Source organism: Micromonospora sp. DT4, assembly GCF_049841675.1.
In the GTDB taxonomy this organism is placed as follows: Bacteria; Actinomycetota; Actinomycetes; order Mycobacteriales; family Micromonosporaceae; genus Micromonospora.
Genome location: NZ_JBNCKT010000134.1, coordinates 1 through 13,148, shown reverse-complemented (window position 1 = coordinate 13,148; position 13,148 = coordinate 1). Strand labels below are relative to the sequence as shown.

4 protein-coding genes are annotated in these 13,148 nt (G+C 69.7%); all 4 read right to left on the bottom strand.

The annotated features are described in order from the left end of the window. Nucleotides 1-46: 46 nt before the first annotated feature. The 4 genes from ACLQ24_RS25730 to ACLQ24_RS25715 all read right to left on the bottom strand — a co-directional run bounded on the left by ACLQ24_RS25730 (nucleotide 47) and on the right by ACLQ24_RS25715 (nucleotide 12,767). Nucleotides 47-3,526, bottom strand: coding sequence for an Eco57I restriction-modification methylase domain-containing protein (locus ACLQ24_RS25730; RefSeq protein ID WP_425894279.1), 3,480 nt, complete (start codon nucleotides 3,524-3,526; stop codon nucleotides 47-49). Further along, nucleotides 3,526-6,474 (bottom strand): helicase-related protein, encoded by a 2,949-nt coding sequence (locus tag ACLQ24_RS25725; protein ID WP_425894278.1) that lies wholly within the window; start codon nucleotides 6,472-6,474, stop codon nucleotides 3,526-3,528. Before ACLQ24_RS25725 ends, ACLQ24_RS25730 begins: the two co-directional genes overlap by 1 nt. A 47-nt stretch (nucleotides 6,475-6,521) precedes the next feature. Then, a complete protein-coding gene (locus ACLQ24_RS25720; RefSeq protein ID WP_425894277.1) occupies nucleotides 6,522-10,031 on the bottom strand; it encodes a helicase-related protein in 3,510 nt (1,169 codons plus the stop codon). Between the two features lie 72 nt (nucleotides 10,032-10,103). Beyond that, the gene (locus ACLQ24_RS25715) at nucleotides 10,104-12,767 is read right to left on the bottom strand and encodes a protein kinase domain-containing protein (protein ID WP_425894276.1); all 2,664 of its coding nucleotides are present in this window, start codon (nucleotides 12,765-12,767) and stop codon (nucleotides 10,104-10,106) included. Nucleotides 12,768-13,148: the final 381 nt, after the last annotated feature.

The following is a 13,148-nucleotide window of genomic DNA, read 5'->3' as shown; positions in this document are numbered from 1 at the left end:
CCAAGATCATGCCAGCCACAGCCACCACAGTAGACCGCAGCCCCGCTCAGCCGATCAACTCAAGCTGAATACGTACGTGGCCCCAACCCCGCTCAGCGAGCCGGGAATTGACCCCCAAGTCGTAGATGACATTTCCCCTCTTGTCCCGCTTATCCGTCGGGACGTCGAATTCCGGGACCCAGTATCGCGGCATGGGCACAAAGCCGGCATCATCATGCTGCTCAGGCGTCAGCCGCGGGAGTGTGCCCATGTTGGCTTGGGCCTCGGTCTGACCTTCGTACGTGCCCAGCCGGTGGTCGAAGTGGTGGAGCATCTTCGCCTCATACAGGGGCAGCATGCGCTGCTGGTCGCGCTCGAAGATGTTGCCACGCAGAGTCCAGCCGCCGCTCTCCAGTTGCTCCCGCGTGCGGAACAGGTGGGAGTCGTTGGACATATGGAACATTGCCATAAACGACAAGCCCCACGGGTTGCCCTCCGGGTCGCCCTCCTTGATGAGCACCGGGACCCGGCGGTAGATGCCGCAGGTGATCTCGGCGTCGCGGCGGGAACGGAAGACCGGAAGGGTGCCGGTGTTGGGATTGGCGAGAAGGATCTCCTCAGGTGGCATGGAGAAGCGCCGACTGTCCAGGTCTTCGATATAACGCGTGCCGAAGGCGAAGGACGCTCGGTCCACACGACCACCCTTGCCTACCACGGTCAGGAGAGCGAACCGGACTGAATGATGCACGTCCCGACTGAGGAGAAACGCCTCGTTCTCGAAGTCGAGGAACGACGCGAGGCGTCCGGTGCGGACGAAGTCGGAGAAGAAGGGCGCAGTGGTGGCGTCCGTCGCGATACCCGTGGGCAGGACCAAGCCGAAACGGCCTTGTGGCGCGATGGCGAGGGAGGTCGTCTCGGCGAAGACGGCATACGTGTTCACGTCACCCCTGCCGGCAAGCGGGCAGCGGCCCGAGTTGCGGAGCAGGTGACTGACCCCTTCGGCCAGCCGACGGGCGGCGGCGAAGGCTCCATGGAGGGCTCGGTCCGCGTCCTCCGGGCTGTCCGCCAGCGCCTTGATGAGCCGTTCGCGGGCTGCCTTGTTGGCAGCCTTGGCGATCGTCTCACTGCGGGCGGCGAAAAACTCCTGTTCCTGTAGCTTCACGCGCTCCCACGGCGGGTTTCCGAGCATGCAGTCGAAGCCACCCGACCAGCCCGTTGCCGGATCGATGTCGGCGGCGTTGTCCGCGACCGCGAAGAGGTCAGGAAACTCCAGATGCCAGTGGAAGAACAGGTACTCATTGCGGAGCCGTTCGATCTCCTCGTCGATCTCCGGCGAGGCGGCCGACGCGTTCGAGTTCTCCATTGCACGGAAAGTGTTGTGCGTGACCGCTGGTGGCGCGTCCTCCGTCTTCGTCCAGATGAAGGCGGCACACCAGGCATCGGCGACGTGCAGCGCACGCTTGTACCGGTCGGACGTCACGAACTCCTGGTAGGCCGACTCCTGCTCACGCACGTCGCCGAGGTCGTCAGCCGGCGCGTCCGTGATCCGGCGCAGTCCCTGCGCAAAGACGGCATTGGCAGCCTTGGCCCCTTGATGGAGGTCGAACAGGCTGTCCTGCCCGGCCCGCTCCTTGGCGTTCTGCTTCTCCAGGTTCTTGGCGTGCTTCTTGTCGTCACCCTCGATGGGCTTGAACGCGGCGTCGGGGATGCCGTCCCTGAGCAGCGCCGGAGTGGCCCCGATCAGCGCGTTGCCGTGCTTGATGTGGGCGTCGAGGAAGCTCAACGGCTTGCCCGGTTCGAGGGCTTCCAGCCACAGTGACACCTTGGCCAGTTCGACGGCCATTGGGTTGAGGTCCACGCCGTAGATGCAGCCGGCGATGACCTCGTGCAGCGCGTGGCGTACCGCGTCAAGGGTCGGCTCGGGGTTGCGTTCGCGCACCGCCGCGACCCGCTTGCCGATCCGGCGGGCTGCCGCGACCAGGAAATGTCCGGAGCCGCAGGCCGGGTCGCAGACGGTGAGCGACAGCAGCTCCTTGACGATGGCGTCGGCGGGATCGGGTTGCCCGGCGGCGGTGGCGGCCACCTCGCCGCGCTTGACCGCGTCGTCGATCACCGGGTCGAGCGCCGAGTCCAACAGGCATTCGATCAGTGAGGACGGGGTGTAATAGGAGCCGGTGGTCTTGCGGGTGTTGCCGGCGAGTTCGACCAGCTCGAACGTGCGGTCGACGGCGCTGTGCCTCGGCACCAGCTCCAGCAGCGATTCGTAGATCGACCCCAGTTCCTCGGCGTCCAGGTGCCGGTAGTCGATCGACCGCCAGCGGCGCGAACTCGTGTCGCGCACCTGGCAGAGCTGGCGTACGGCGGTCAGCAGGTGCTCGTTGGCCAGCGACAGCCCGCGCAGCGGGGCGTCGGGCTCCCGGTCGTCGAAGATGCCGCCGAGGCCGGGCAGGCCGATTTCGGGACGGCCGTCGACGTGGCCCAGCGCGTCCAGGACGACCCGCAGCGCCTCGTAAAGGTCGGCATGGGCGGTGCCTCGGCGGCGGCGGGCGTGGGCGCGCAGCCGCGCCGAGGAGAAGTACCGCGCGTACCGGTCGCGGGTTTCCTCGCTGGTGCCCGGCGGGTGCAGCGCGTCGCGGTCCTCGGCGACGAAGAGGAACAGCAGCCGGTAGACCAGGCGCAGCAGCGCGTTGTGGAACGCCTGGACGTCAAGGTCCGCGCGAAGCCGCTGGTTGTCAGGATGGCGCAGGAAGCCGGTGCCGAGGGTGGTGATCGCCTCCTGAACGCCCCGGCGGAGCTGTTCCAGAGCGCGCACGCCGGACGTGATCGCTTCCGCCCGCCACTTTTCCAGCCAGCAGGTCGACGGGGCCGCCTCCTCCCCCACCGCGAACCGGGAGACGTGCAGCAGTCGGTAGAGCAGCACGAACTCGCTGAACAGTTCGCCGTCGAAGATGGCTTCCAGGTCGAATTCGACGTAGGCGGCGGTGGCGAGGGCGTTGGAGTCGCGCAGCAGCCGGAGCTGCCGGCCGTTGGTGAGCACCCCCCACAGGTGGGCATCGGAGCGGTTCAAGCACTCCTGCACCAACGACTGCGGCGGGACACCGCCGCCGGCCGGGCGTTTGTCCAGGGTGGCGTTCCAGCGGGCCAGGTGGATCGGGACGTGCTGCCAGCGGTGGCTGATCGAGAACGTCTTGCTGCCGTCGTCGGAGGTGATGCCGGTGGCCCCGATGGGGGTGAGGGCACCGAAGCCGAACGCGTCGAGCAGCGGTTCCAGCCATTGGGTGACGGCGCGGCCGGTCGGGTCGGCGGGGGTGTCTGCCTCCGGGGCGGCGGGCAGGTCGCCGCGCAGGTCCTTCCAGACCGACTTGAGCCACTCCCAGTGCCGTTCGGCATCGTCGCGTACCGAGCGGGCGCCGACCACCCGGTAATCGGCGGGCTTGCTGCCGGGGACGTCTTTACCGTCGGCGATGCGGACCAGCATGTCGGCGGGGAGCAGGCCGCCGATGGTGTGCACGGCGGTGAAGACCTGGTTGCGGGCGGTGGCGGACATCAGGCGTGGCCTCCTGCGGTGGGGTCGGGCAGGTAGACGTACCCGCCGAGCACGTCGGCGCCGTCCTGGGCGGTTACGGTGAGGCCCCGGACGATCTCGCCGGAGGCGCTGCGTACCCGGCGGTGCGAGGCGAGCAGGTCGGCGGCCAACTCCTGGCCGTAGCCGGTGAGGTGGTCGGCTACGGCGGGCAGGTCGGTGAGGATCTGCTTCATGGTGCGTTCGCCGAAGCCGGGGTCGGTGTTGGCGTCGGCGGTGGCGTCGAGCAGCGCGAAGGCGTCGTCGGCGGGCAGCCAGCGGGCATTGGTAGGTGCCCCGGCGAAGGCGAGCAGCCGGGCGTCCTCGGCGACGAGCTGCCGGGTGCCGGTGCGCGACGGCAGGGTGAGGTGGAAGCGGTAGCGGACCACCAGCAGGGTGGTGCGGCCGGTGACGGCCCGGGTACGGATCACGCCGCAGCGTCGTGCCGGGCGAGGGCCGAGGGCCTGCTCGTCCAGGGCGGCGTTGAGGACGTACCCGGCGAGGGCCGCCACCGCCGGGTCGGTACGCACCAGCGCGACCTCGCCCCGGTCGACGGCCGCCGTGTCGCGGATGCGCACCGGACGGCCGAGTTCGACCACGTCGCCGCCGAGCACCGGGGCGAGGGCGTCGCGCAGGCCGGCGGGGGTGCCGCTGACGTCCGCGGTGAAGTCACCGAGCCGGGCCGGGTCGTCGCGCAGGACGCCGTCGAGGGCGCGCAGTGACTGGCGTACGAAAGCTCGGATCTCCCCCGCCCGACCCAGGGTGTCGCGGACGGCGGCGACCTCGACGGCCACCTCCTCGGGCCGGATGGCGTGCTGGGCGAACCGGGAGCGGGACGTCTTCTCCCGCTCGGCGGCGGACTGCCAGTCGGCGGCCAGGGTGGCGGCCTTGCGGTCGAGGGCCCGGTATTCGTCGGCGTCAAAGAGGCTGCCCTGTTCGCCGCGCTCGGCCTGCTGGCCGCGCAGCAGCACCCACTCGACGATCGCGTCGGTCACCCCGGAGGACGCCTCGTCGGGCACCGAGACGGAGACGCCGAGGTCCTTGCGGATCTGTCGGTGCTTGCGGATGAGGACGTCGAGGACCTTGCCGTCGATGCCGTTGTCACCGCCGTACAGGGTGATGACCTTGACGACGTCGCGCTTCTGGCCGTACCGGTCGACCCGGCCCTCCCGCTGGTCGTGGCGGGTGGGGTTCCAGGCCAGGTCGTAGTGCACGACCGCGTCGAAGTGGTGTTGCAGGTTCACGCCCTCGGAGAGGCAGTCGGTGGCGACCAGCACCCGGCGGGCGACCGGGTCGTCGCCGGCAGCCCTGGCGAGCTCCTCGATGCGGTTGATGCGCTGCTGTGGGGAGAGCGTGCCGGTGACCGCGTGCACCACCGTCTTGCGGCCGAGCTTGCCGTCGAGGTGCTCGGCGACGTACTCGGCGGTGGGGATGTAGCGGCAGAACACGATCGGGTGGTAGCCCTCCTTGAGCAGGGCCTTGAGGTGGGTGACCAGCGCGGCGAGCTTGCGATCCTCGGTGGGGCCCTCCAGCTTCGCCGCCTGCTCGGCCAGGGCGGCGAGCCGCGCGCCGCCCCGGTCGACACCCCCGGCCAGGTCGCCGGTTGCCGCACCGGGGGCGACGTCGAGACCTTCGAGGGCATCGTTGTCGGACGAGTCGCTGGTCAACGGGGTGCCGAGCCGGTCGGCTTCCTCTGCGCTGCCGGCCGCCACGGTCGCCGACCGGGTGCGCAGGGTCTGCGCGGCGGCACGCGGCGACGACACCAAGGACCGCAGCAGCGCGATCGCCGACCACCAGGCGATCCGGGCCTCCCGCCGGCCCTGCCGATCCGCGGCGGTCACCCGCTCGCTGGCGTACGCGATTGCGTCGTCGAGCAGCGCACGGTACGCCGGGGAGAGCTTGTACGTCTCGTCCTTGAAGTGCCGGTCGGCGGGGAACGACGTCTTTTCCGACAGGGTGTCGTCGGGTAGCCCGTCGGAGCGGGTGAGGTATTGGCGCACGTCGGCGCGCTTGCGGTGCACGAAGTAGGGGGCAAGTGCCCGGCGGCCCGCGTCGGAGCCCAGGTCGACGGCGGCGAGTTCCGGCTTGACCAGGCCGAGCAGGTTGCGGAAGGCGCCCTCCTTGCCGCTGTGCGGGGTGGCGGTCACCAGCAGCAGGTGCCGCTCGGCGTCGGCAGTGACCCGTTGCAGCAGCTCGAAGCGGAGCTGATTCTGCGCGGAGGCGTTGTCGTCGGCCGCGACGCAGGTGTGCGCCTCGTCGACGATGACCAGGTCGGGGCAGTGTCGGACGAAGTCGTCGCGGTGCCGGGTCGACTTGATGAAGTCGGTGGAGACGATCACGTACGGGTGCCGGTCGAACAGCGACTGGCCCAGGTCCAGGCCGCGTTCCAGGCGGGACACCGTGGAGGCGAGGACCAGTTCGGCGTCGATGCCGAACTTGCCGCGCAGCTCCCCCTGCCACTGCTCAGCCAGCGCCGGCGAGCAGAGCACGGCGAGTTTGCGCGCACTGCCCTGGGCGAGCAGTTCACTGGCGATCAGGCCCGCCTCGACGGTCTTGCCGATGCCCACGTCGTCGGAGATCAACATTCGGACGGTCCGTTGCCGCAGCGCCATCATCAACGGCACCAGCTGGTAGGCGCGCGGCTCGACGGCGATGCCGGCCAGGGACCGGAACGGGCCAGCCCCGGACCGGAAACCGATCCGCAGCGCGGAACGCAGCAGGCCGGCGGCCTGGGCGTCGCCGAGGTCGGCGGGCGACGGGTCGGCGAACCGCGCGCCGGTGACGGGTTCGAAGTCGGGAAAGACCGCCGCGATGTCGTCGTCCGCGCCGCCCAGGGGGCGCAGGACGAGCATGTCGGGCGCGCTCTCCGGCAGTACGACCCAGTCGCGGCCTCGGGCGGAGACCAACGTGCCGGCGCTGAAGGGGGTGCTCATGAGGGGGTCCTCGCGCGTCGTGTGGTGGGTGGGGGTGGGCGGAGAGGTCAGCCGGTGACGCTGGTTCCGAAGCAGTACGTGTGCTCCGCCGCGATGGCGGCCCAGTCGGCGTCGTACGGGAACCGGACCACGTCCCAGCCCGCGTCACGCAGCCGTTCCTCGGCCTCACGGTCGCGCTGCGCCACCTCGTCGTACTCGTGGACCGGGCCGTCGACGAAGACCGCGACGGTCGCGCCGGGCAGCCGGTAGACGTAGTCGGGTTGGGCCAACGCCTCGGTAACCAGGATCTGCGCCTCGTCGGGCAACCGCAGTCCGCGCTTCTTCAGCCAGGTGATGAGCTTGGCCTCCAGCGCGGTGTCCGACCGGGCGGTCAACCGGGCGAGCTGCTCGGTGCGCGACTCGCCCTGGCCGGTCGGTGCAGCGGATGCGGCGGCGAAGCGCAGCAGCAAGTCCCGCGCGCTGTGCCGGTCGATGGACCGGTGGTTGAGCTGATTGCCGTACGTGAGCAGACACTCGTAACAACCCATGGCACACGGGCGGTCGGGGTGGGGCCCCTTCAGATCGGTGCCGTCGGGGGCAAAGTGACAGATGGCCAGGGCCTCGGCCGCGGCCCGCCGCAGGGCGGTCGGGTCGGCCTGCATCAACCGCAGCACGCCCGCCCCGCCCTCGGCCGCCTCGGTGAACAGCACCCGATCACGCGGCCCCTCGTTCGGCGGCAGCAGCTCCGTGGTCAACTCCGAGTCCTCCAGCTCGAAGACGGCCTCGATGCCGCGCTCCAGCGCGTACATCAGCGACAGCGCCACCTCCTGGTCGACCGGTTCGTCGAGCTTGAGCACGAGGATGTTGCGCCGGTCCTCCACGTACGGGATGACCCGCTTCTTGCGGCGCTTGTCGTTGCCGTCGGCGTCGACGAGCGGCATCTCGCTGGAGTCGCCGGCCGCCTCCCCGGCGTCGCGCTCGTTCATCCACCGGCCGTCGGCCGGGTCGAGCCAGAACCCGTCCGGCTCGTCCGGCTTGGCCCGCACCCGCCCGACGTTTGTCATCCGGACGGTCGCCGAGTCGCCGTACGACAGGGTGGCCAAGCCCCCGGCGACGTCGGCGACAAGCGCGTCGCGGCGACCGGGACGGGCACCGTGGTCGTGGAACCGGTACGAGGTGACCAGCCGGTAGCCGGCGCGGCGGCGCTCTTCCTCATCGGAGGAGATCCGCTCCCGGCGCTTGGTGTAGACGGTGTGCAGGTGCAACAGGCCGGTCGTCTTCTCGCCCAACGGCTGGTCGCACATCTGGCAGCGGTCGGCCCGCTCCTTGTCATCGTGGTGGTAGCCGCACTGACCACACCGGTTGGCCGCACCGGTGGTCACGTCACCCGCGGCGTCCGGCGGCAACTGGATCCGGGTGACCTGGTAACGCGCACCCTCGTGGTAGATGAGCGCGCCGGGGCCGAACTCGCGGATCGCGAGGAAGCGGGGACGCTGGAGGTAGTCGCCCTCACCGGACCGACGCCCGGTGGTGGGCACGTAGGCCGCGAGCGGCAACCGGGGGAACGAGTAGCCGGGCAGGAAGCCCTCACTGGCGAGGTACCGGTACGGGTTGAAGTCCGACAACACCGACTTGCTGTCAACGCTCTCGTTCTTGAGCAGGTTGAGCTGGGTCTCGGCCTCCTTGCGACGGCCCACCGCGATGCGACGGTCCCGCTCGGAAAGGGTGTGGTCGAGGACCCGCCGGTTCTGCTCGGCCTGGTCGACGAGCGCCGCCTTGAACAGGCCACGCCAGCGGTCGAACGCGGCGTCGAACCGGTCGGGGGTCGTCCGGACGGTGTCCTCGATCCACCTGTCGTCCCACCAGCTCGACTCGGCGTACTCGGTCAGTAGGCCGGCGAAGACCGTGCGGGCCGCGCGGGCGGCCCGCTCCTGCGCCTGGGTGTCGTGCAGGGCAGCGGTGATGTGGTCGCGCAGCGCGAGGGCCGGGTTCGGCAGCCGGGAGTCCTCGGCGTACGCGATGTCGACGGTCTCCGGGATGGCCCGGCCGAGCTTCAGGCCCGCCTGGGCCAGCCAGATCGCCTGGACGTGGGACCGGACAAGGTCCTCGTTGGCCAGGTCCAGCCGGGGCGGGGCGACCGCGCCGGCGACCATCCGCTCGGAGCGGCGGAAATAATACTGGTCGTGACTGTTGCCGGTGGCGCAGTAGGTGGTCACCAGCGCCGGCTGCCCGGATCGGCCGGCCCGGCCGCTGCGCTGGACGTAGCTCGCTGGCGTGGGCGGCACGTTGCGCATCATGACCGCGTTGAGTTCGGAGATGTCGACGCCCAACTCCATCGTGGGCGAGCAGTAGAGCAGCTTGAGGTCCGCGTTGCGGAAGGCGTCCTCGCGCCTCTCCCGTTCGGTCGGGTCCACCTGGGCGGTGTGCTCGCGGGCGGTGAGGCCGGCGAGGGTGCCCGCGGCCTCCCGGTAGAGCCGGCGGAAGAAGGTGTTCACCCGAGGGCCGTCGTCGCCGGTGAAGGTGCGGGTCAGCGGGTCGTGGCTGCCCCGCTCACCGGTGCCGGCCCGCCAGATCAGCGAGGCGGCCGACACCCGGTAACCGGTGCTGCTCGGACCGGCCGGGCGGTGGAACCGACCGGCGCGCTGCGGCGCGACCTCGATCCTGGTGACCAGGCCGGCGTCGGCCAGCACCTCCAGCACCTCGGCAATCGCCCGCTGCGCGTCGTCGAAGCTCAGGCGGGTGCCGAAATGGACCCGGCGCAGGTACTTGCCGAACTTGCCCCGCCCGGAGAGGAACAGCCCGGTCCGGTCCATCCCCCGCCCGGTGGGCTGTGGGTAGGCGATGCCGACCTTCGGGCTGTTGCTGACCGACAGCACCCACGGGTCGGTCAGCCGTTCCTCGCTGGCCCGCTGCAGCGAGTCGAAGTCGTCGCGGAAATACTGGACGTCGATGGCGAGGGAACGGCGCATCTCGTTGAGCAGCGCGCGCATGATGTCGACGCGGGTGGCCGCCTCGGCGTGCCGCAGTGGCTCGTGGGTCCTCGACCAGCGGTCCTGGTTGCCGGCCAGCCAGTCGAGATCCTGATAGTCGATCTCCAGCAGGCCGGTCTGCTCCAGGTTGGGCATGGTGATCCGCCAACCCCGTTCGAGGTCGAGGTAGAGGCGGAAGGCGACGACGTCCCGCAGCGTCCGGGCCGCCGCCTTCGCCAGCGACGGCGGCAGGTCGTTGCCTCGGGCGTAGTCGGACTCGCGCAGGCCCAGAGCGGCCGTCACCGCCGTCGCGAGATCCTCGTGCGTGACGCCCTCCCGGCCGGCGGTGCGGGCCGCCTGGTAAAGCGCTCCGCGGAGCTGGGTGATCTGCACGAAGTCGTTGAAGTGCCCGGCCTGGAGCGAGGCGTCCTGCCGGTTGTCGACGAAGGTCAACAGCTTGCGCGCCTTCGGGTCCAGCGCCTCGGGTGGCGCGCTCATCAGCGACCGGACGATAGACGCGGAGACCAGCGAGGTCGCCGAGGAGCGCCCCTCCTGGTCGAGGGTGGCGAGCTTGGCGAAGTCCCTACCCCGGACCTGCTCGTAGGCCACCCCACAGTGGGCGCAGAACAGGAACGGCGACGGGATGAACGCGGCCCGCAGCGCGCCCCGACCCTCATAGCCTTACGGGTCGACGGTCACTGCGGTCGGCAGCCGGTCCCGATAGGAAGCGCGGACAGTCTCCTGCCCGTGCTCGTCGGGTTCCAGCCACGACTCCGGAATGCGCCGCTCCGCAATGGCCTCCTCCCGGCTGGTCGGCCAGGGCCGGTCGGAGTCGACGTAGAGGTAGCCGTCGGTGGCCTGGCCGCCCGTGCCGACGGTGTCCCTGCGGGGCTCGTAGACGACGCTGCCGTTACGGGTGGTGCGCCAGACCGTCAAGTACTCCTGGCCACACTCCCGGCAGAACGCGAGCGGCAGCAGGATCTTTCCGTCCGAACCGGGCAGGACCAGCTGATAGTCCCGGGTGAGGTGGCGGGTGAGTTCGTCCTCCAGGGTGACGTAGACGGTGTCGCCCTTGGAGAGGAACTGGTGCAGCCGGAACGCGAACAGGGGTCGCTCGGTGACCGGGTGCCGTGCCTCCGAGCCGGCCTTGAGTGTGTGCCGGATCGCCCTCGCGCAGTCGGCGACGGTGAGGTCAGCGGCATCGGCCAATTCGTTCGCAGCGTCCTCGATCTTTGCGGGTTTCTGCCGCACCAGGTGGCCCTCGGCGTCCAAGCCGAGGCCGAAGTAGGTCTCGATCCAGCGGGCCAGCGGGTCGTTCACCAGATCGGCGTAGGCGCGCGGCGCCCCGGGTGCCCGCAACCGTTCGACCGGCACGGTGTCGGGGGCGGGTCCGGTGGCGCGGACCAGGGTTTCACCGATGACGTTTTCGGGGGTGACCGCGCTGCCGAACAGGGTGCTGGCGACCCGGGCGACGACCTGCTTCTGGTCGTCGGCGCTGCCCTCGCTGGAGATGGTGGCGGAGGTGCCGATGCACTGGAGGACCTCCGCCTGGCAGGCTTCCCGAACGCGACGAATCAGCAGGGCCACGTCGGCGCCCTGCCGACCCCGGTAGGTGTGCAACTCGTCGAAGACCAGGAACTCCAGCCCGCTGGCCATCCTGATCAGCGATCGCCGGTCGTCCGGTCGGGTGAGCATCAGCTCCAACATCACGTAGTTGGTGAGCAGGATGTCCGGCGGGTTCTCGCGGATCTGCCGGCGCTGCTCGTCGCTCTCCTGGCCGGTGTAGCGGGCATAGCTGACCGGCTCCCGACCCGGGCCGTAGCCGTCCTGGAGGAACTTGTCCAACTCCTTGAGCTGGCTGTTGGCCAGCGCGTTCATCGGGTAGACGATGAACGCCCGGACCCGCTTCGGCGCCTTCTTCGCCTCCTGCTCACGGGCCTTGAGCACCCGGTCGACGATCGGCACGATGTACGACAGCGACTTGCCGGAGCCGGTCCCCGTGGTCAGCACATACGACGTGCCCGTCTGCGCCCGTTCGATCGCTTCCCGCTGGTGCTGGTGCAACGTCAGCGGGCGACCGTCACAGCGCGTACCGCCAGCGGTCTTCTTGGCCTGGAAGATCCGGGCGCACTCCTCGTGCAACACGCCCTGGCTGACGAGCTCGAGGATCGAGCCACCGGTGGCGAAGAACGGATTGAGCGACACCCACGGGTCAGGCCACTGCGACTTGGCGCTCAGGTCATCTTCGACGAAGAGCGCGATCTGATCGTCGCGGATGACCGTGCCGCCCTGGGTGAACGCGCGATAGTCCTTGATGAGCTGCTGATGCACACCGAAGACATCCATGCCGAAGCTGGGTACGTCGGCGGCCTCGTCCTGCTCGCTCGCCTCGTCCATCCCCGACAGTGCGACGGTGTCGACGGCGGCCCGTGCCCGCCGCAGGTAGTCCACCGGGTCGAAGGTCTCCCAGCCAGGGACCGGGTCGGTGCCGGTGGCGAAGGGCAGCAACACCTCCCGGACAGCCACCGCGTTCTCCGGTCGGTCAGCCGGCTGCTTGGCCAGCAGCCGGCTGATCAGCCGCACCAGCTCAGCCGGCACGTCCGAGCGCATCAGTCGGATCGGCGGAACCGGCTCGTGCAGGTGCTTCTGGCCCAACTCGAACCCGGACTCGCTCAGGAACGGCGGCACACCGGTCAGCAGCTCGAACAGGACGCAGCCCAGCGCATACAGGTCGGCCGCCGCAGTGACCGCCGCCGCGAGGAACTGCTCCGGTGCCATGTAGCGGGCAGTGCCGACCGTGACGCCTGTGCTCGTGACCCGGCCGGCCTCGTCATCGAGAATCCGGCCCATCCCGAAGTCGAGCACCTTGATCGCACCGGTGCGCAGCAGCATCACGTTCGACGGCTTGAGATCACGGTGTACGACCCCGGCAAGGTGCGCCGCCGCCAAACCGTCCGCGATCTGCGCACCTATGGCCGCCACCCAGGAGACCGGCAACTGCGGATGCTCGGACACCAGGTCCCGCAAGGTCTCGCCGTCCAACAACTCCATCGCGATGTACGGCGTTTCGTCCACCCGCGCCGCCCCGGCGATGATCCGCGGCAGACGCGGATGCCGGAGCATGCGCATGATGCGCACCTCGCGCTCGAACCGCAGCCGGGTCATGCTGTCGGCAGAGGTGTCGATGACAACCCCGGCACGGCTCCGCAGGATCAGCTTCAGCGCCACGATGCGGTCGCCGGAGTCCTCGCTCGCATCCATGTCCTCGGCACGGTGGACCTCGCCCATATTGCCTTTGCCGATCGCACCCTGGAGGCGAAACCGCCCCGCGATTCGATCCTTCATTACCGCCACACCCAACGCCCCCAGCTCGTTGTCCATCGCAGCCGCGCCATGCACCCGAAGCGGGGGCGTAATCGCCCGCACCACTCGGGGGGTCCCACCGACAGGACTCTGTCCACCATGGATCGCGAGGTTTGTTTGCGATGTCGTCCGTGGAGTATTGCTGGCGCAGCACAGCGGCAAATCGTCCGGTTGGCGGAGATGGTCAACCGATGGTCCCGGCGGGTGACGGCACCCCTTGCCGACCAGCGAAGAGCCCGGTTCGACACCAAGGCGAAATACCCCTCGCACGCTGTCGGATTGTCGACACTAAGGGGCCGTCCGTGAATTACATGGTTGTAGTTCCACTGTGACCCGGTGACCCGGTGAGTCGTTGGTTCGGGT